Here is a 20,196-nt window from a genome sequence, read left to right on the forward strand (position 1 = left end):
AACACTGGCCATAATCAAATTGGCTGTTTACCTCTCCCCCGCTCACACTAAAATTTCTGCAGCGTATTGCACTGTTTTTCAGTAACACAAAGACGCAGGATTTGACGATTAAGAATCGCTTACTTTTTCATATGACTTGTGATCATTCCTGACACAGCCTTTACATTCTTCTCATTCCATGCTTCAATGGAGTGGATGCAGATGATTGACAGCGATGACAATAACGGGGGTAATGAAGAGTGATGCAATCCATATTCAAGAAAAATCTGGAAAAATTAAGCGCTTATCAACCCGGTCCATCAACGGATGAGATAAAAAAGATGTATGGTTTGGAAAAGGTCGTCAAACTGGATTCCAATGAAAATGTTTATGGCGCTTCGCCAAATGTCCAAAAAGCGATTATCGAAGACGCACTTTTCCCCGAGCTTTATCCGGACTGCCGGAATTCCGACCTCAGGGATGAACTGTCTAAAAGGCTTTGCGTGCACTCGGATCGTTTTCTGTTCGGTGCCGGTCTGGATGAAATCATTGTTTTAATAAGTCGTGCCTTTCTTGACGCATCCAGCAGCATAGTCATGGCATGGCCAACCTTTTACGAATACTATTGTCACGCGCAAATTGAAGGCGCGGCAACGAAGAAAATCCCATGCACGCCTGATGGAAAGCATGATTTGCAAGCCATGCTCAGGGCCATCGATGGAACGACAAAAGTCGTATGGATCTGCAATCCGAATAATCCGACCGGTACCTACTTAACCAAGGATGAGCTGGACGCTTTCATCGAAGCCGTTCCTAAAAATGTGCTGATTGTCATTGACGAAGCCTATATCGATTTTGTGACCGCGAAAGACTTTCCCAATGGTTTGAACTATCTCAATGCTTTCGAAAACGTACTCGTCTTGCGTACCTTCTCAAAAGCATACGGGCTTGCCTCTTTCCGCATTGGCTATGCGATCGGAAGCTTACGCATCATCGATGAAATCAATAAAGTACGTCCTCCTTTTAACAATCCGAGGCTTAGTCAGGTCGCTGCACTGGCCGCGCTGAGAGACGATGCTTTTAAAAAGGATTGTATTAACAAAAATCGCAAAGTTTTGGCTGAAACCGCCATATTTTTAAGAAAAAAAGGTATTCAGTTTTTTGACAGCCAGGCAAACTTCATTTACATAAAAACGGATCATCCAGAACAGGTCGCTTTATATTGCAGAAAACATGGATTCCTGATCAATTCTTTTCAGGACGGCGTGCGTGTAACAATAGGAAAATCAGAAGATATGAAGCGTTTTTTGCCCATACTCGAAAAAACGCTGCTTGACCGTGTGACCGAGTCAAGTATTTAACCTTTTGCCGTTCTCGAAAAAATATCAGAAAACTCTCTAATCCTGAAAAATTTTCCGTTTTCTTATATTGCAAAAAATTGGTCTTTACAAAAAACTGGTTTGCTGTTACAATTTGGACACAATCAATGATGCAAATGAAAATCAAATTTGCGATGATGGAGACAGCAGTCGCCGTGAAATCCGTCCCAGAGAGCCGGACTTAGCTGAAAACCGGTACGTCTTCTGACGATTGAGCACTCCAGAGCAGATCCGCAGAAAGCTGGTATATACCCAGTCAGTATGTGGACTCGGTGAAATACCGTTATCTTCGTTAATGAAGGCCGCCAATGATTCTGTCCTGGCGGTAAATGAGGGTGGCACCACGATAATCACGTCCCTCGCAGCATTTTTCATGCTGCGGGGGACGTTTTTATATTTTTAACTGTTCCCGCAAGTCAGAGATAACAGGAAGGATGAGCTTAAATGTTTTTAGATCAGACCTATTTGTTTACGCCCGGGCCGACGCCGATTCCGAATCAGGTAAACGAAGCTATGGCACGGCCGATGATCGGACACCGCAGTCCGGATTTTTCCGTTTTGATTGAAGACGTGGCAACAAGACTTCAGCCTGTGTTTGGAACAAAGCATCCGGTTGCCATTCTGACTAGCAGCGGTACCTCGGCGCTTGAAGCGGCCGTTGTTAACACAGTCCACGAAGGCGATCATGCGATTGTGATTGTTGCCGGATCATTTGGCGACCGATTGGCATCGATTGCCGAAAACTATGGGGCAACGGTCCACCGCTTACCCATCGAATGGGGAAAATCCTGTTCACCCGAACAGCTGGATGCCTTTATCGACAATTTGGAAGGAGTACCGATCAAAGCCGTGTTTGCGACGTTTAACGAAACGTCAACCGGTGTGTTGAATCCGATTCACACACTGGGTCAGGTAGTGAAAGAAAAAACGGACGCACTGTTCATCGTCGATGGCGTCAGCTGTATCGGCGCCGTTCCGGTTGATATGGAAAATGATCATATCGACCTGCTCGTGACCAGTTCGCAAAAGGCGCTGATGCTGCCGCCGGGTCTTGCTTTCGTGGCCTTCAGCGACCGAGGACTGCAAGCCATTCGCGAATGTCCCGAACGTCGATTTTATCTTGATTTGAAGCGTTATGTCGACACCTATGAGAAACAGAAGTCAACACCGTTTACACCGGCTGTTTCTCTGATTCAGGGTGCGCAGGCCGTATGTGCAATGATTGAGGACGAGGGCTGGGAAAATGTAATCCGGCGTCATCTTCTGCTCCGTGATATGATGCGTGCCGGTCTGCGCGCGCTGGATCTCCCGCTGCTGACAACGGAAGAAGACGCCTCGCCAACCGTAACCGCCGTTCGTCCGGAAACCGTTTCAGCTCCGGACATCCAGAAAGCATTAAAAAAAGATTTTTCCATCACGATCGCCGGCGGACAAAAAGATTTGAAAGGGAAAATTTTTCGGATCGGCCATATGGGCTACTGCACTCCGTTTGATGTGCTCAAAGTGCTGAGTGCACTTGAACTGACGCTTGCAAAGTTCGGACAAAAACCGCGGTTCGGAGCTGCCGTTAAGAAAGCCGAGGAGGTTTATGCACAATATGTTTAAAGTCATCGTTACCGATCCGATCAGTGAAACTGGGATCCGCTCATTAACCAATCATCAGGAATTTGAAGTCAGCCAGAAAACCGGTCTGGACCCGGATGTGCTTGCCGAGCAGCTTAAAGACTATGACGCGTTGATTGTACGCAGCCAGACGCAAGTTACACGCGACCTGATTCAATCCGCTGACCGGTTAAAGGTTATCGCCCGTGCCGGTGTCGGCATTGATAACATTGATATCGATGCCGCTACGGAAAAAGGCATTATTGTCATCAATGCCCCAGCCGGAAACACGATTGCCGCGACCGAGCATACAATGGCAATGATGCTTGCCCTTGCCCGCAATATTCCGCAGGCATACGGCTCACTGACATCCGGAAAATGGGACCGGAAACGCTTTAAAGGCGTGGAGCTTTATCAAAAAACGCTTGGCGTTGTCGGCATGGGCAGAATCGGAACGGAAGTCGCCAGGCGCGCAAAGGGCTTTCAAATGAACATTCTCGGCTATGACCCCTTTCTTACCGAAGATCGAGCCAAAAAGCTTGGAATTATTAAAGCAAGCCTGGGTGAAATCGCTGCACAAGCTGATTTCATTACCGTACACACGCCGCTGACGCCGGAAACGAAAGGATTAATCAATGCGGATTTTCTGGCAAGAACCAAGGAAGGGGTGCGTATCATTAACTGTGCCCGTGGCGGAATCATCGATGAACAGGCGCTGGTGCGTGCGGTCAACGATGGACAGGTTGCCGGAGCAGCGATCGATGTATTTGAACACGAACCTCCGGAAAATACCGGACTGACACAAAATCCAAGGATCATTGTGACACCGCATCTCGGCGCCTCAACAGCAGAGGCTCAGGAGAAAGTTGCGGAATCAGTCAGTGAAGAAATCGTTGCGATCTTCACATCCGGCAGCGTCCAGCATGCGATTAATCTGCCACATGTCTCAGCATCCGTGGAGCGGAAAATCCGCCCCTATCTCACGTTAAGCGAGCAAATGGCTGAATTTCTGATGCAGATTTTCAAAAAGGCTCCGGAAAAAATTAATATTAATTATTACGGCGAGCTTTTTCTGGAAGATACGGGGATGCTCACACGCCAGATGATTAAAGCACTGCTCTCCTACTATCTGGACTCTTCCATTAATATTGTGAACGTGATGCAAGTGCTCAAGGCGCATGGCCTCTCCTACAGCGTTCAGAAAAATGCAGCGCACAAAGGATTTACAAATTTTATTGAGCTGGAAATTGCCAATGGTGATGATCACGCGACAATTGCCTGCACGTACCTGCCCGGATTTGGCGGGCGTATCGTTTCCATCAACGGCTACCGGCTTGATATGGAACCAGAAAAGTATCTCCTCTATATCGACCACCAAGACGTACCCGGCATGATTGGGAGCGTCGGTTCAATTCTCGGTGAAAATCATATCAACATAGGCAGTATGTATGTGGGACGGCAAGCCGTTGGTGGCAACGCCATTATGGTGCTGACTGTTGACCGGCCGGTTTCCGATGCACTGCGTGATCAGATTTTGGGCATCCGTGCTTTGAATGATGCCCAGTTTGCAAAAATCGACATTGAACAATCCGCTGACTAATTGATTATATGCCCCTTAATAAACAGTCTGTCTCCCAGGGGGACAGGCTGTTTATTAACTTGTCTTTACCAAATTGCATGACTTACTTGCAAAAAAGATATTTGCCGGACCAAAAAATCTTATTCAATGGAAAGTTCTGGCTGTAACATCGGATTATGAAGTGATTTCCTTACGTGTTCGAAAATACGTTACACGTTTGAAGCTCTTTATTACGATTCTGGAATTTTGCTACGTCTTTCCATGATTTTGCTACATGTTTGATGGGGTAGATACAACTAGTAAATGGGTTAGCCTTTGGGTTCAATCGTTACAAGTGTAACTCCCTTCGTTCTAACTTCGATTCCAATTTTGGGACTCTTTTCCTTAGGAACAGGCGGCACCGATGGCACCACAATAAGCACCGTGCCGTGGTATCATTGCTGTTATTCCCCACTCCGCACAGTATCGCTTGACAATCTCCGTCAGCAGCTCGTTTCCCGAAAATGTGCTGCCTGCAAAAATCACTGTGTTCACCCCAGCCCTCTGTGCCGCCAGAATACTGAGTGAGGTAACCGTTTCTGCTACAAGGCCAATGACAGAAGCGATCTGGTCTTCAGGAGATGATGAACTACTGTCTTTAGACACGGCCCCGAAATTGCTCGCAGTCAGATCGCCGGCAATTGGAGGCTCTTCGCCTTCATATATCCGTGCGACTGTCAAATCAATCATGGTTCTCCTGCCTCGCGACGCGTATTGGATCAAGGTGTCAAAATCATAGATACCGGTAAGCAGCCCCGATAAACCGATGATTGTACCGCCACCAACGCCGCTGCCCCCCATCCAGTCAATTTTCCCGCTGTGGACATAATTCAGCGATGTTCCGGTACCGACATTGGTAAGCAGAAACGCATCCGGAACCACGTCGCGCTCATATGCAATCAACTGACGCGCTCCCTCAGCCGACACTGCAAATTCCGGAAAAATCACGCTCGTCCGGCCACGCAGCCTCTCTTTCAGCTTACCCGCCTTTCCCCCTGTCAGATGAATGGAACGCTCAGAGGAAATGAGATGAAGCCATTCCGCACACGCGTCAATCTGGGACAGCGGGAAAGAACGATAGATCCATTTTTCCTCTCTATGCACTGCGGCTTTAATTAACGTTCCGCCAGCATCTACGCCAATTCGATCAGCTGTTGACACTATGGTTCCCCTCTTCCCCATCACCATGATTTTTATTAATAGGCCTGACTGATTTTTCTCACTTTTATCTTTGAAAACTTGGCTTTGCCAAGCCTCTGGCGAAGGCAAAGATGCCGTCGCACTTATACGATAATCCGCTGAATTTTAACCTTTCTTATTAAGAAAAACCGGGCATAACCCGGTCCTTACTTCCGCACAAAGCGGTGAATTTTGCGTTGCATACAGGACATATGCGCACTTAGCGAAAGTTCCTTTTACTCCTGTAATCGAATTTGGGTTCATGTCTTTACAGTACTGAATCGGCACTTCAGTTGTTTGCTTGCGCGCGGGCGATCTGGAAGCCTCCTCAGGCAGGCCAATTCCTGCGGGGTCTTTCCTGGCTCGCTGATCAACAGGAACGCTCCGCAGGCGCCAGCGCACCTTTGCTTTGATTCTCGGTAGGACACTGGTTTATTGGTTTTCATATGGGTCAAAAATCTTATACTCTTATCTTGATAAAAAACGGGCGGCTTGCCCGCCTTACTTCTGATTCATTTATTTTTCTAAAAGCTCAAAAACCAGGTCCTTGATATCCGCTACCGAATCAAGGATAAAATCAGCGCCGTTTGCTGCAAGTTCTGTACGCGCCTTCTGACCGGAAAGTCCGGTCAGCACACCGGCAAACCGGCAGCCAATCTGTTTGGCGCAAAGCAAATCGGCAAGTGAATCACCGACAATCAGCGTTTGCTCTCCGTTCGGCAGTTTCTCAGGCTGGCGCACGGTCCAGCGTTTCATTTCACTGTCTTTCCCATAAAATGAAGCAAGGTAGGTAAACGGATGCGGTTTTGCCAGCGGCGCAGCATCGTATCTGCGTTCCGCATCCAGTACATCATCGGCAGTCACTATATGATTCGGATCCAGCTCGTCAATCCAATGCAAATAGGTAAAAGGACGGACTGTCTCCAGCCTCGGACGCCCGGTTGCAATGCCAACGCGGAGACCAGACTCGCTGAATGAACGAAACATGCGGCGGATATAATCAGGGGCCGCCAGTGTAACTTCTTCATTCATAAATCCTTTTTTTCCAGTCTGCACAGAAGGTTGACCTGTTGCCGCAAGTACATGCTCATCTCCGATATACCATTCCTGAGAAGCATGTTCGCCAACATGCCACAAGGCGCTTTTTGGCTGAAACACATCAGTCTCAATACCCAGCCGTCTGCCAGCCAGCTCATTCAGATAAATAATTAGTTCCTGTTTCACCGCTTTTGTAGATGCATAATCGGCCATAAAGCGAGAAAAGTCGGGTCTGACCTGATGTGCTTTAAAAAACATCCGAAGACGGTCCAGTGTATTCCGATCAACCGGATAGGTCAGAAGTTCAGCCGCCCTGCCTCTTTCCGGTTCAGGAAGCTGGGTGATCAGGTGAATGAGCTGCACGGAAAAAGTAATATAGATCATATCCCAATTGGCATTCATTCCTCTTGATTTCAGGAAATTCAGTACGTCATCATTCAAAAATTCTTCTGCACGAATTTTGGCAATTTCTTCGTTGCTGTAGTCGGTTTGAAAACTACGGTTGTTCCCTATCCCCAAATAGTTTTCACTAAGCAGCAGTTCTCGGACCGTAAGTGCTGATGCGTCAAAATACCGTTCCTCGCTGAGAAAAACTCCGTCGACATCAAATAAAACCGTTTGAATCATAGCTCACCTCAAATTTTCAGGATAACCTCATTCTCCATTTAATCCGCGACCATTTTTAGCAATAATTGTCCAGTTCTGACCACCGTTCTCCGTTCGATACAGATCTCCGCGATGAGTAATGATCACCAATTCGGCGTATTTTCTTGGATTCGGAAGAATACGAACCAGACGATCACTTTCGACCGTCCCCATATCAAGATCAATGATTTTGTTCTGCTGGGGAATCAATTGAAATAATGATGTTTCTTTGCCTGACACAGCGGCGTAAAGTGTTGTTGTACCACCACTGCTGTATGCCGCACTCGTAACCGAGCGGCCGGCCAGAAAACGTGTAAAATGTGCGCCGCTGTCATCACTGACATAAAGTCCTTCTGTAGTGCCAATGGCAAGTTTGTCTGGTTCATCCGGCGAGACGGCGAGCACTTGCACATCACCTGTTACATGTCCGGCCCTGCTTTGGAACCACGAACGGCCGCTGTCCCTGGTGATACGCAGTATCAGATTACTTCCCTGGGCAAATAGGTGATAGACGTGTTCCGACTCATAACCGGCCGCCCACAGCCCTTCGGAAGGCGTGACCGTGTCACGCCGGATAATCGTCCTTTGATCCTGCGCTTTCCATTGCACAGCTCCGGTTCTGTCCACTTGGACCACACCTGTTCTGAAAGGTAAAATGATGGAAGTTTTCTCCAGATCATCAGCCTTTTCGGAATGCCAGCGCCCCTTCGTATAGCTTACGCGCCTGTTCTCCGTTCTCAGCCAGAGCGTTTTCCCGTCTTTCGTATACCCCGCTCCCTGCACGCGTGCAATAGGAACGCTGCCTTTTCCAGAATGCATGGCGCTTACTGCATAGATGATCCAGATGGTTCCTCCCGCAAGCAGGAGGATAAAGATCACTTTTGCGGCCAGCAGCCAAAATACCCAGGATACACTTTTCCGTCCGGATGCCGCTTCATTTGTTTCGTTCACTTGCTACCACTCCGTTAGCGATCTTTCTTTTTTATTCAGCGCCCTTTCTGGCTCTCCAATAGCTTAATCTCCATTGAACAAATCAAAAAGTCCACCGCCAAGACTGCCTTCGTCCTTGCTTCGTCCCGCCGGGTTTCCTGGCATCGCGCTGAATACACGGCTGGCCAGACGGCTGAATGGAAGTGATTGAACGATCACTTTCCCCGGGCCCCTCAAAGTTGCGAAAAATAGACCTTCACCGCCAAACAACGCTGTCTTTACACCGCGTACAAACTCAATGGCGTAATCCACCTCGCGTGACATGGCGACCAGACAGCCTGTATCGATTTTCAGCGTTTGTCCGGCTTCCAGTTCAATTTCCTTAATCATTCCACCGGCATGAACAAAGGCAAGGCCGTCACCTTCAAGCTTCTGCATGATAAATCCTTCGCCGCCGAAAAATCCGGTACTGAGCTTTTTTTGAAAGGCGATACCGACCTGAACCCCTTTGGCGGCACATAAAAAGGCATCCTTCTGGCAGATCATCTCGCCACTAGACAGGCTTAAATCCAATGGGATAATTCTTCCCGGATACGGTGACGCAAAGGATACATGCCTTTTTCCCGCTCCTTCATTGGTAAATGCCGTCATGAACAGGCTCTCACCGGTAAGCAGCCGTTTGCCGGCTCCAAACAGCTTACCCATAATGCCTCCACTCTGACTACTTCCGTCTCCGAAAATAGTTTCCATAGCGATGCCATCTTCCATCATCATAAAGCTTCCGGCTTCGGCAATGACCGTTTCTCCCGGATCCAGTTCGATTTCCACGAACTGCATTTCCTGGCCTTCGATTCTGTAGTCAATCTCATGATTATTCATATACCTGCTCCTTTTCTCATTAGAATCAACCATTCGCTCGGATCTATTTAAAAGCAATTATATAGTAATCGGTAACCGGCTCTTTAAAAATACCTGATGGATCAACGGATTTCAACGCATCGTAAATTTCTTTCTCGAACTGCTGCGCATCGTTGCCAAGCACACTTTTTCGGCAGGTGGACGTTGAATACAGATAGCCGATAATTGAAGGAATATCACGTTCACGTTCCGAATGAATCTGTCCCGTCAGTAAAGAATGGAACGATGATTCAGCAAGCAGTTGTTCATGCCGGGGGGCGATCTTCATGCGCTGCAGATGAGGAAACCATTTATCCACAATACGCTGGACTGCTTGTTGCCACCTCAGCGAACGATCGCCAAGCATGTGTCCCTGCCCGACAAGCGCGAAGGCACCACCTGGCAGCAACCGTTCATAGCTCAACCTGAGCACACGCTCCCGATCCATCCAGTGAAAGGCGTCTCCGGCCGTGATCATTCTGAAAGTTCCAAGGTCCGAACTGATCGCCTCCGAAGGCATTTTCAACCATTTCATCGTTTGAATATTGAAAAGTTCGCACTGACTTTTTGCAGATTGAAGCATATCTGAACTGACATCAATACCTACAGTCTCTTCAAAGTATCCGGCCATCGGGAATGTCAGTTTTCCTGTACCGCATCCTAGATCCAGCAGCCTTCCCTTTCCGTTCAGACCGCATTTCAGAGCCAAGGTTTGAATCGTCCGTTCACTGTACTGACCGCGATACTTCAAATAATAATAAGCCGCACCATCATAAAGACCATGCGTATGTATTTTCTGTTTCACTCGATCACCTGCTTCTTCCAATTCGCTCCCTGCACATTTATCGGTGCAGAGTTCTCGCACATGACGCACCCGTTTATGCCACAATGAACACCTTTTCTATTTTAACATACTATACCTTCCGACCGGGCAATTTTAAAACACGATCACGCATTTGTCCGCGCATCAAATTCAATGACTGAGGAGATGTCCCGATGCATTGGCTTATGATTCTGTTAATCGGTATCGCAGCGAGTATTGACAATTTTGCAGTTGGCATGTCGTTTGGAATAAAAGGAAAAAAAATTACATGGCAGGCCAATCTGTTTATGGCTGCCGTTGCTTTAGCTGCATCTTTGATTATGCTGATCGCCGGTTCTGTAGTCGGCTTTAAGATTTCCGATTTTTATGCAAATCTGACAAGCGGCAGCATGATCCTCGGTATTGGCATATGGTCACTGTTCAGTGCCATTAAAAATCGAAACACACTGTCAAAAACATTTCCGCAGGCAGAGCAGATTGACCGTGATCAAAACAATCTGATCTCTTTCAACGAGACATTCTGGTTAAGTTTCGCCTTATCTTTCAATGCCATGGGTACCGCATTCGGTGCAGGCCTTGGCAGGTTAAATCCGATCGGTGTGGCATTCACTGTCTCTTTTCTTTCTTTTTTCTCCATAGATGCAGGACAGAGAGTCGGCCTGACAAAAATACGATCACGCATCGGTGCGCTCTCTGAATACATCGCTTCGCTCTTACTCATTTGTATCGGTATTTATACCCTTTTCGTATCTGTGTAACTGCAATCCGCCCCGATAATGGAAATAGACGGACGGACCGACCTTTTTTATGCAGCAGTAGTACAAGAGAAACCGGGCATTTGGTATTTAATCTCTGATCATGATTCGTTGTTCTATATCATTGCTGTGGCTGCTCGCCTGCCGAGGGCGATCTGGAAGACCCCGCAGGCAAATTCCTGCGGGGTCTTCCCAGGCTCGCTGATCAACGGGAACGCTCCGCAGGCGCCAGCGCACCTCCGCTTTGATGCTCGGTAAGACACTGATTTATTGGTTTTCATATGGGTCAACAATCATATAGTTTCTTTATTTGTTAGAAAACCTGGCTTTGCCAAGCCTATGGCGAAGGCAAAACGGCCGTCGCACTTATGCTATATAATCCGCTAAATTTTTAACCTTCTTATAGTACAAGAAAAAAAGATCCGGGAGAGATTGCTCCCCGGATCCTTCACATATCGTGAACGGCATTCAGCCTTCTGTGATTTTAATTTCTTTTTCCAAATCTTTTCTGGATAAATTGGCATGCAAAAAACCTGCCGTCTCTGGTGTATACAGACTCATGTGCGTTTTCTGATCAACTTGCAAATCACCGTGATCAAGGGTGTAATCGAGCACGTGTCCCCCGCCTTTCCGGGCTTTATCAATAAAATGAAGATGAAATCCGGATACCGCAATACCCTGCATAAATGCTGGTGACCAGAACCCGACAATGGTTCCCGTGACTCCTTTAAAATGAAAGACCGGCTGCGTTTTAACCGCTTCAGTCATCGGAACAGGCTTATCCTGATAAGCAACCGTTCTCGTGATTACTTCCTTAAATACGCCGTCAAGACGGAAAGCATAAAATAAATTTTCGCTCTTCATCAGCTTTTTCATTTCGTGTTCAAAAGAGGATTTATCAAGCGGCTTATCAAATGTCTTTTCAATTGCCGGATGGAAATCAGTCAGTGAACAAAAAGGAGTCCGATCCTCGCTTTTTAGCGGTGTTGCGGTTCCGTCTCCGCGCAGTCGGTAAAATTCACCGTCAAAAGCGATCAATTCACCATCCAGGTGTTCAAAGGTCCCAATGCCGAAATCACCGTATTGTTTTATTTCATCATAGGTCATCGCACCTTCAAAGACACCGTCAAGAAGCGACGACATCGTGGATAATTGAAACAGCTGTCCGTCATTATTCGTACCCGTCATCATTGAATTACCTCTTTCTCTCGGAATACCTGTAATATAGATTTTGTTTCACACATTGATCGTTAGAAAACTTGGCTCCGCCAAGCCTTTGACACGGGCGAAGTCGCCGTCGCGACGGCCATGGACGGCCTAGTGTCCGATAAGCCGCAGGACGCGGCGTTTTTTCGGACCACTTATACTATTTTCCTTAAATTTTATATACTTTCTTATAGTACAAGGAAAAATTTTCTGTCTCGATCAGTTCAGCTGATTCGGGATGAGACTCTTGCCAAGTGCAATATTATCACTGTAATCCACAGGGATATCAATAATAACCGGCCCATCCTGATAGGCAATTCCTTCTTTCAGAACAGCTTCAAGATCATCCGGATGACTTACTCTCAATCCTTTTGCACCGAATGATTCTGCATATTTGACAATATCTATTTTCCCAAAGTCAACTCCGGATGTTCGTTTGTACTTCATTTGCTGCTGGAAAGCCACCATGTCGTAAGTGCCGTCACGCCAGACAAGATGAACAATCGGAAGTTTCAGGCGTACTGCCGTCTCCAATTCCATAGCGGAAAACAGAAAGCCTCCGTCCCCGGACATCGAAATGGTTTTTGCGTGATGATGCACAAGTGAGGCCGCCATCGCCCACGGAAGTGCGACACCCAGTGTCTGCATGCCGTTGCTGAACAGCAGCGTTTTCGGTTCATAAGAGCGGAAATGGCGTGCCATCCAGATGTAATGGGAACCGACATCACAGGTAACTGTTGTCTCATCACTGATTAATCGGCGCAATGTATGCATCAGGTTCAGCGGATGAACAAGATTGCCATTTGACTGCTTCGGCGGTTCATCGTTCGCATCCAGCTTATGACGCATTTTCTCTAAATAGTTGAGACTTTCCTCAGTCATATTCAGATTTGTCAGTTTCTCCTTGATCCGTTCAACGGTTGACGGAATATCGCCAACCAGTTCAATCGACGGCTGGTAGTAGTGATCAATGTCCGCACGCACTTCATCCAAATGAATAATCGTCCGTGATCCGACATTGTTCCAGAATTTCGGGTCATACTCGACAGCGTCGTAACCGATGGTCACAATGACATCCGCTTTTTCAAGCACCAGGTCACCCGGCTGGTTGCGGAACAGCCCGATCCGTCCAAAGAAGTGTTCCTCCATATCGCGTGGAATTAATCCCGCCGCCTGGAACGTTTCAACAACCGGAAAAGCAATCTTTCGCAGCAATGCGCGTACGGCTGCAACCACTGAGAAGCGGTTGGCACGCATGCCCGCAAGAATAACCGGCATTTTCGCATGCTTTATTGCGTCTACCGCCCGATCAATTGCTTCCTCAGAAGCGACGCCGAGTTTGGGGCTCTCAAGTGGCCCAAGTGCATTTACAGTTGTTTTCGAGACCAGAACATCCTGCGGAAAGCTGACAACACTTGCGCCCGCGGATGTGGACTCCGCCGCACGGAAGGCGTTCGTCACAACTTCCGGAACGTTCTTCGGATCAACGACCTCAGCACTGAATTTGGAAATCGGCTGAAACAGTGCCGCATTGTCCATAGACTGATGCGTGCGTTTCAAGCGATCCGCACGTGGAACCGCACCGACCAGCGCAACAATCGGATCATTTTCCACGTTGGCGGTAACAATACCGGTTGCGAGATTAGACGCCCCCGGGCCTGAGGTGACCAGACATACACCGGGTTTGCAGGTAATTCTGCCGATAGCGGCGGCCATAAAAGCGGCATTCTGCTCGTGACGGCAAACAATCAATTCAGGTCCCCGGTCTTTTAAAACATCGTAAACCGCATCGATCTTTGCACCGGGAATGCCAAAAATATATTCTACTCCCTGTTTAATCAAACAATCGACAACGAGTTCTGCACCAGTAGCAAGTTTTTGCTCTTCCTTTTCTTTTTTCACATTGCTCACCTTTTTGGTTCCTCCTTATTTGAACGATACATTCTGCTGTCTCGTTCCTTGAGCAGCAGGCAGACGATCCCCTGTTCTCTGCTTATTATTGTGATTAATATCATTTTACCGTTTTCATTTACTAATGTGAAATATATTATTGAATGTCATGTAATACTCAGAGTATATTAATAAATAGAATAAATGCCGGTAAAAATCTGCTCAAGGAAGTGTTGTCATAATGGAACTCCGTCATTTTCTCTATTTCATTACCGTAGCCGAGGAATTACACTTTGGACGTGCTGCCGCGCGCCTGCAGATGACACAGCCGCCGCTCAGCAAACAGATACAGCAGTTTGAAGAAGAAATAGGCGTTGCACTGTTTAAAAGAAACAAGCGCCATGTTGAACTGACAACTGCGGGAGAACTTTTTCTGCCGGAAGCGCGTGCGGCTGTTGCCCAATTCAGGCAGGCAGTAGATACTGCTCAGCGTGCGCATCGAGGTGAATTTGGCCGTCTGGTCATTGGATTTGTCGGATCGGCAACTTATGATATTCTTCCTCAGATCGTCAGAGAATATCGACGTATTTTCCCCCATGTCTCGATCCGGCTGCATGAATTTTCAACTCCGGATCAGGTCAATGCGCTGATCGGCGACCGTATTGATGTCGGTCTGCTCCATCCGCCGGTCAGCAGTTCATTAATCGAAACGCATCCGATCAAACGTGGGTATGCGGCACTCTCACTGCCGAAAAATCATCCGCTTGCCAAAAAGACAAGCATACGGATTGAAGATCTTGAAGATGTTCCGTTTATCGTCGTCTCACGCGATATTTGGCCGGGGTTGTATGATGAATTTCTCTCACTTTTTCAGAATGTCGGTTTTACACCGAAAATTGTCCAGGAAGCAACGGAATATCAAATGGTTGTCGGCCTGGTCTCGGCAGGAATTGGGGTCGGGGTCGTGCCTGCCTCTGCAGAAAAATTATTTAATCTGGAAGTCGTCTACCGACAAATTGATCACTATCCGCTTAAAGCCGTCTTGTCTCTTGCTTATTTGAAAAAAAATACGAATCCGGCTTTAAAGCAGTTCGTCTCGCTGACGAAGCGGATTCGTATCAATGATCTGTAAAGATCAGGATTTGATTAAACTGTCGTCTTTGCTCTGACGGCGCAGGCGCACAAGGCGAATGACATGAGAGATAATTGTCTTGATCATCGCATAAGTCGGAACGGCAAGAATCATCCCGATAGGACCGATCCATTTTCCGGAAACAAGCAGCAGAATGATAATCGTCAACGGATGCGTATTCAGGCGTTTCCCCATAACGAGCGGTGAAATGAGGTGCCCATCGAGCTGCTGGACAGCTACAATTACTGCAAGCACAAGCAGTGCCTTGGCAGGTGAATCCATCAGAGCGATAATCAATGCCGGTATCGCACCAAGAATGGGGCCAAGATAAGGAATAATATTGGTCACGCCGACAATCAGGCCAAGCAGCAGACTGAACGGCAGCCCGATTATCGCAAAACCGATGCATGACGAAATGCCGACGAATGATGCGACAATGATTAGACCATGAATATATGAGGACAATGTGTCATTTAAATCACTTAAAATATGATTGACCTCATTGTGATATTTCTGGGGAAAAAATCGTGTGACTGCATGCGGCAGGCGATGACCGTCTTTAAGCATATAAAACAGAATAAACGGCACAGTCACCACAGTCAGTGTCACATTCACCAGAACACTGAAGAAGGTGGATAATCCGGAGCCTGCGTTGTCCGTAAAGGCTTTTGCCATCTGCTCAAGATTTTTTTGAATTTTGTCTATAGAGTAGTAATCCTGATGAATCAGCCATTTAAAGCCGCGGGAGTCCGCCAGTTGCTCAATGTTCGTTCTCCAGCTTGCAATATAATCCGGCAGCTGTCCAAATAGTGATTTGACCTGCTCCGTAAGCGGTGGACCGACAATGACGACCAGCAGAGCAATTAATCCGGTAAGTATGATATAAATAATCAGTATGCTTAACGTTTTGGGAATCTTCATGCGATGAAAGACATCCACAAAGGGCCTGATCAGAAAGAAGAGAAAACCAGCCACAATAATCGGGAAGAACAGCGTCGTAATCAGCGTAACAATCGGAACAAAAATAAATGAGATTTTCGTCAGTACATAAATGAGCACTGCAATACACAACAGCTCTACGGTCCAGAAAATCAGATTTGAATATTTTTTCAGCACAGTGTCCACACCTTCATATAAGCCTGATAAAAATAAAGTTTTCAATAATTGTCTTTAATTATAACGTGTATTTATAAAATGAATCAATTTTCAGAAGTCTGCGCTGTCACTCTGCATCCTGGCGATGTTCAAATAAATTGTGCGCGCAGGTAAATCATCAGCACGATTTCACAGCATTTCACTTAACCGCACGGAAACACATTCTGGCACATCCGGCTTGTTTCACGATATAATTAAGTTTATCTGGAACAACAGAAAAGTCTCTATATCCGTATTAATGAACCTATTCACAGCGAACTGCTTTGCACTGAGAAGACAGGTTTTATGATTGTCGTCAATATGCTTCATGAGCTCCATTGACACACGGCTTTCCCCTCATCACTGATTCTCTTAATCGTGCGATCTAAAGGACGTGGCATAATGAGTATATTCTCAATCTTATTGACTCTATTAATTGGAACCAACATACTGCTCGGTGCAACCGTCGTTTTTCTTGAGCGAAAAAGTATCAGTTCAACCTGGGCGTGGCTGATGATCCTTAATTTCCTGCCCATTGTCGGTTTTATTCTTTATCTGATTTTCGGACAGAACATGAGCAGAAGAAAAATTTTTAAATGGGATCACACCGTCCACCAGCGGACGAAGGAGATTGTGAGCAGGCAGATGCTGGCGATCGTCAATCATGAACCGCCTTTTACAGATCCGATTCTGCGCCAGTATTCCGAACTTCTCTATCTGAATCTGAATAATGACGAAGCGCCGCTCACACTGAACAACCAACTGACCATTTTTACTTCCGGAGAATCTAAATTTCAGAAGCTGCTTCATGACATTCGCCAGGCCAGACATCATATACACATTGAGTATTATATTTTTCGCGGTGATTTTCTGGGAAATGAACTGATCGATACGCTTGTGCAAAAAGCCGAGGAAGGAGTCGTTGTCAGACTGCTTGTCGATGACGAGGGCTCACGGCGGCTCCCGAAAAAACTTGTTCGACGGCTTATTCAGGCCGGTGGCAAATTTCAGACCTTTTTCCCCGGCCGACTGCCACTGCTGAATTTGCGCATCAACTATCGAAATCACCGTAAACTGGTCATTATTGACAGCGTCATCGGCTATATCGGCGGATTCAATGTCGGCGATGAATATTTAGGACTGAGTAAAAAATTCGGATTTTGGCGAGATACACATCTGCGCATCGTCGGTGAAAGTGTAACCAGCATTCAGTCCCGCTTTTTGCTTGACTGGAATCAGGCTTCCGGAGAACAGGTTCCCTTTAAATCCTATTACGCAATGGACGATCAACAGACGCAATACGGAGAAGTCGGCATTCAGATTGTCTCCAGCGGTCCCGATCAGAAATGGGAGCAGATCAAAAATGCATTTATAAAAATGATTTTATCCGCGAAAAAAACGATCTACATTCAAACGCCTTACTTAATTCCTGACGAAAGCCTTATGAATGCGATATCAATTGCTTCACTGTCTCACGTGGATGTGCGGATTATGATTCCAAACAAGCCTGATCATCCGTTTGTTTATTGGGCAACTTATTCGAATGTCGGACTGCTGCTTGAAGCAGGAGCACGCGTCTATCTCTATCAAAACGGTTTTCTGCATGCGAAAACGATCATTGTCGACGAACAGCTGGCAACGGTTGGTACTTCCAATCTCGATTTTCGCAGCCTGAGTCTGAATTTTGAAGTGAACGCATTTATTTATCACAAACAAACGGCCAAACAGCTGGCTTCGATCTTTAAAAAAGACATTCGCTTATCGAAAGAATTAACGATGCCCGATTATCGTTCACGTTCTTTTGTTATTAAATTTAAAGAAAGTATCTCGAGGCTGCTTTCACCTATTTTATGATCCGGTTCATTTAGAAAAACCGGGCATAGCCCGGTCCTTACTTCCGCACGATGCGGTGGCTTCCGCGTTGTGCACAGGACATACTTTCACAGGATGCCGTCTGACTGCGATTTACCGACCATTCAGCATGATTTACCGGTCATTCCTGCGCTATTTACCGGTCAGCGCGTGTTTTCACAGTTTTCTACCGGAGTCTTTGATCTGTTTGTTTTGTTGGCATCGGCGCTTCAGTTGCTTGCTGCGGGCGATCCAGAAGACCCCGCGGGCAGGCAGATTCCTGCGGGGTCTTATCAGGCTCGCTGATCAACAGGAACGCTCCGCAGGCGTCAGCGCACCTCCGCTTTGATTCTCGGTCAGACACTGGTTTATTGGTTTTCATATGGGTCAAAATGATATACTTTCTTATCTTGTTAGAAAACCTGGCTTTTTCAAACCTCTGGCGAAGGCAAAGACGCCGTCGCACTTATACGATAATCCGCTGAATTTTAAACTTTCTTATGGTATTAGAAAAAACCGCCGGACAGGTTTGCCCGGCAGCTTTTTTATGAGTTGATTCATTCTTCGAGTTGATCCGGCATACGTATCTTCCGCAGTTCAGGAACATTTCTCGGGGCATCCTGATGCTGCCGGAGAATGTCTTTGATCTCCTCAGAAAGTGGAACAACCTGTTTTCTTTCATAATTATAACCGATCAGCGTCACACGTCCTCTTGCATGCCAGTTACCGTTTGGCCCGGCAATTGCATGCTCAACATCAAAACTTGATCTGGAAATCGTGCTGATCCAGGTGTACACGGTAATTTCTTCACCGTAATTGATCTCCTGAATGTAATCGCAATGTGTCGAAGCTACGATCACGCGCCAGTCTTTCAGATTCATACTTGGCGTGAACCAGCGGAAAATCTCACGTTTTCCTTCCTCAAAATACGTATAGTAAACTGCATTGTTGACATGGCCCATTCCGTCACAATCGACAAAGCGCACCGGAATCTTTGTTGTGATCATTCACAAGCCCCCATTTCATCGATCTTTTCCGGGAACTAGTGTACCACAATCCTGAGCTAACCGTGCTTTTTCATCCTCAGATCAGCATAAGCAGATCAGGAATGCAGGACTGCCCGATATTCTGAAGGTGAACAGTGCTCGTATTTCTTAAACATTTTGGTGAACGATGCATTGTATTCATAACCCAGCTGATACGAAATGGTCAGCACACTCAGTTTCGGATCCCCAAGCAGCTCTTTAGCACGGTGAATACGAAGATAATGGATGTACTCCAGGGGAGTCATATGCATCTGCCGCTTGAACCAATCACAATAATAAGATGGGGTATAATGTTCCATCGCCGCCAGTTTTTTAATATTTATTTTTTCTGTATAGTGTTGATGAATATAACGGATCGACGCACTGGCAGGTGTTTCCGTCATTTTATGCAGCCAGTAATGAAGCAGCAGAGTGGCTTCGTCATGATTATGCTGCATCACTTCATAAATTAGCAGATCTTTAACCTGCTGCCAGATAATATTTATGTTCCAAATTAACTGATAATGATCCGCAGTCTGATTTTGCAAAAAAGGGCGAATGTAGTGATCAGGCAATTCGATCACCAGGTTCTCATTTGACTCATTCGAACTGAGCGTATACATATATCGTGCAGGCAGCAGACAGAATTGTCCCGCACTGATCGTTTGCTGCTTTTTTTCAGTTGAAATGACCGTCGTGCCACGAATAGGCAGCACGATTTTAAAATGCGTCGTGCTTTCATATTGCTGCGCTTCGCTGAATGACACAAAGTAAAAGTAAATGTCCTCCAAAAAAGATCGCTCCTCCTGATTGTGAATGTCAGCTAGCGGAGAGGGGGCTGCTGATTCAAATATGCACCAAGCTACAGGCAACAGTAACGATGAATCAGTGAAAAATACCCCTAAATTGGAGTATATCAAATAATACGTGACTTTTGGTCGATTCGTTTGAAATAAAAATAAAATGTGCAAAAGAAGTCAAGAAATTTGCATTTTGTAATCGTTTACTATTAAAAACGGATAAAATTGATCGAAAAAATGGAAAAGATAAGGACTTGCAATCCTCTTATACTCTTCCTGTTAATACAATTTTCAGGGGGAAAATGAAATAATG

Annotated in this window: 17 protein-coding genes and 1 other annotated feature; of the genes, 7 read left to right on the forward strand and 10 right to left on the reverse strand. The window is 46.4% G+C overall.

Annotated elements, in window-relative coordinates; translation table 11 throughout:
* Positions 1-242 precede the first annotated feature (242 nt).
* The 3 genes from hisC to serA all read left to right on the forward strand — a co-directional run bounded on the left by hisC (position 243) and on the right by serA (position 4,560).
* The gene (gene hisC / locus M3N64_RS04200; protein ID WP_249098594.1) at positions 243-1,340 is read left to right on the forward strand and encodes a histidinol-phosphate transaminase; all 1,098 of its coding nucleotides are present in this window, start codon (positions 243-245) and stop codon (positions 1,338-1,340) included.
* Positions 1,341-1,483: 143 nt separating this feature from the next.
* Positions 1,484-1,721, forward strand: a binding site (T-box leader).
* An 81-nt stretch (positions 1,722-1,802) separates the two neighbouring features.
* Positions 1,803-2,963, forward strand: a complete 1,161-nt coding sequence (locus M3N64_RS04205; protein WP_249098487.1) for a pyridoxal-phosphate-dependent aminotransferase family protein — start codon at positions 1,803-1,805, stop codon at positions 2,961-2,963.
* Positions 2,956-4,560, forward strand: a complete 1,605-nt coding sequence (gene serA, locus M3N64_RS04210) for a phosphoglycerate dehydrogenase (protein ID WP_249098490.1) — start codon at positions 2,956-2,958, stop codon at positions 4,558-4,560. Before M3N64_RS04205 ends, serA begins: the two co-directional genes overlap by 8 nt.
* 363 nt (positions 4,561-4,923) lie before the next feature.
* On the opposite strand, the gene coaW is transcribed toward serA, so the two are convergent.
* The 5 genes from coaW to M3N64_RS04235 form a co-directional block, all read right to left on the reverse strand.
* Positions 4,924-5,739, reverse strand: a complete 816-nt coding sequence (gene coaW, locus M3N64_RS04215) for a type II pantothenate kinase (RefSeq protein ID WP_249098494.1) — start codon at positions 5,737-5,739, stop codon at positions 4,924-4,926.
* A 534-nt stretch (positions 5,740-6,273) separates the two neighbouring features.
* Complete coding sequence (locus M3N64_RS04220) at positions 6,274-7,422, reverse strand: HAD family hydrolase (RefSeq protein WP_249098498.1); 1,149 nt, start codon at positions 7,420-7,422, stop codon at positions 6,274-6,276.
* A gap of 27 nt (positions 7,423-7,449) precedes the next feature.
* Positions 7,450-8,391 (reverse strand): WD40/YVTN/BNR-like repeat-containing protein, encoded by a 942-nt coding sequence (locus M3N64_RS04225; protein ID WP_249098502.1) that lies wholly within the window; start codon positions 8,389-8,391, stop codon positions 7,450-7,452.
* Between the two features lie 63 nt (positions 8,392-8,454).
* A complete protein-coding gene (locus tag M3N64_RS04230; protein WP_249098505.1) occupies positions 8,455-9,249 on the reverse strand; it encodes a TIGR00266 family protein in 795 nt (264 codons plus the stop codon).
* 43 nt (positions 9,250-9,292) lie between these two features.
* Positions 9,293-10,093, reverse strand: a complete 801-nt coding sequence (locus M3N64_RS04235) for a class I SAM-dependent methyltransferase (protein ID WP_249098508.1) — start codon at positions 10,091-10,093, stop codon at positions 9,293-9,295.
* Positions 10,094-10,263: 170 nt separating this feature from the next.
* Here M3N64_RS04235 and M3N64_RS04240 point away from each other — a divergent pair, with 170 nt between their 5' ends.
* The gene (locus M3N64_RS04240; protein WP_249098511.1) at positions 10,264-10,848 is read left to right on the forward strand and encodes a manganese efflux pump MntP; all 585 of its coding nucleotides are present in this window, start codon (positions 10,264-10,266) and stop codon (positions 10,846-10,848) included.
* A 465-nt stretch (positions 10,849-11,313) separates the two neighbouring features.
* Here M3N64_RS04240 and budA read toward each other — a convergent pair whose 3' ends face one another.
* Positions 11,314-12,060, reverse strand: coding sequence for an acetolactate decarboxylase (gene budA, locus M3N64_RS04245; RefSeq protein WP_438270996.1), 747 nt, complete (start codon positions 12,058-12,060; stop codon positions 11,314-11,316).
* Positions 12,061-12,270: 210 nt separating this feature from the next.
* Positions 12,271-13,962, reverse strand: coding sequence for an acetolactate synthase AlsS (alsS, locus tag M3N64_RS04250; protein ID WP_249098514.1), 1,692 nt, complete (start codon positions 13,960-13,962; stop codon positions 12,271-12,273).
* A 220-nt stretch (positions 13,963-14,182) separates the two neighbouring features.
* On the opposite strand from alsS, the gene alsR reads away from it, so the two are divergent.
* The gene (gene alsR / locus M3N64_RS04255) at positions 14,183-15,073 is read left to right on the forward strand and encodes an acetoin biosynthesis transcriptional regulator AlsR (protein WP_249098517.1); all 891 of its coding nucleotides are present in this window, start codon (positions 14,183-14,185) and stop codon (positions 15,071-15,073) included.
* A gap of 3 nt (positions 15,074-15,076) precedes the next feature.
* Here alsR and M3N64_RS04260 read toward each other — a convergent pair whose 3' ends face one another.
* Complete coding sequence (locus M3N64_RS04260; RefSeq protein ID WP_438270993.1) at positions 15,077-16,198, reverse strand: AI-2E family transporter; 1,122 nt, start codon at positions 16,196-16,198, stop codon at positions 15,077-15,079.
* 411 nt (positions 16,199-16,609) lie between these two features.
* On the opposite strand from M3N64_RS04260, the gene cls reads away from it, so the two are divergent.
* Positions 16,610-18,061 carry a cardiolipin synthase gene (cls, locus tag M3N64_RS04265; RefSeq protein ID WP_249098522.1) on the forward strand — a complete coding sequence of 484 codons (1,452 nt, stop codon included), beginning with the start codon at positions 16,610-16,612 and terminating at the stop codon, positions 18,059-18,061.
* 69 nt (positions 18,062-18,130) lie between these two features.
* Entirely contained in the window at positions 18,131-18,364 is a 234-nt protein-coding gene (locus tag M3N64_RS04270) for a hypothetical protein (protein WP_249098526.1), read from the forward strand.
* Positions 18,365-18,615: 251 nt separating this feature from the next.
* On the opposite strand, the gene M3N64_RS04275 is transcribed toward M3N64_RS04270, so the two are convergent.
* Both M3N64_RS04275 and M3N64_RS04280 read right to left on the reverse strand, forming a co-directional pair.
* Positions 18,616-19,065, reverse strand: a complete 450-nt coding sequence (locus M3N64_RS04275) for an acyl-CoA thioesterase (RefSeq protein WP_249098529.1) — start codon at positions 19,063-19,065, stop codon at positions 18,616-18,618.
* 95 nt (positions 19,066-19,160) lie between these two features.
* Positions 19,161-19,874, reverse strand: coding sequence for an AraC family transcriptional regulator (locus tag M3N64_RS04280; protein ID WP_249098532.1), 714 nt, complete (start codon positions 19,872-19,874; stop codon positions 19,161-19,163).
* Positions 19,875-20,196: the final 322 nt, after the last annotated feature.

This window comes from Sporolactobacillus mangiferae (assembly GCF_023336505.1).
GTDB classification, from domain to species: Bacteria; Bacillota; Bacilli; order Bacillales; family Sporolactobacillaceae; genus Sporolactobacillus; species Sporolactobacillus mangiferae.

Excerpts from the sequence above, each read along its gene's own strand:
- M3N64_RS04240 (WP_249098511.1), top strand. The coding sequence starts at position 10,264 with ATGCATTGGCTTATGATTCTGTTAATCGGTATCGCAGCGAGTATTGAC.
- M3N64_RS04205 (WP_249098487.1), top strand. The coding sequence starts at position 1,803 with ATGTTTTTAGATCAGACCTATTTGTTTACGCCCGGGCCGACGCCGATT.
- cls (WP_249098522.1), top strand. The coding sequence starts at position 16,610 with ATGAGTATATTCTCAATCTTATTGACTCTATTAATTGGAACCAACATA.
- serA (WP_249098490.1), top strand. The coding sequence starts at position 2,956 with ATGTTTAAAGTCATCGTTACCGATCCGATCAGTGAAACTGGGATCCGC.
- hisC (WP_249098594.1), top strand. The coding sequence starts at position 243 with ATGCAATCCATATTCAAGAAAAATCTGGAAAAATTAAGCGCTTATCAA.
- alsR (WP_249098517.1), top strand. The coding sequence starts at position 14,183 with ATGGAACTCCGTCATTTTCTCTATTTCATTACCGTAGCCGAGGAATTA.
- M3N64_RS04275 (WP_249098529.1), bottom strand. The coding sequence starts at position 19,065 with ATGATCACAACAAAGATTCCGGTGCGCTTTGTCGATTGTGACGGAATG.
- M3N64_RS04230 (WP_249098505.1), bottom strand. The coding sequence starts at position 9,249 with ATGAATAATCATGAGATTGACTACAGAATCGAAGGCCAGGAAATGCAG.
- M3N64_RS04220 (WP_249098498.1), bottom strand. The coding sequence starts at position 7,422 with ATGATTCAAACGGTTTTATTTGATGTCGACGGAGTTTTTCTCAGCGAG.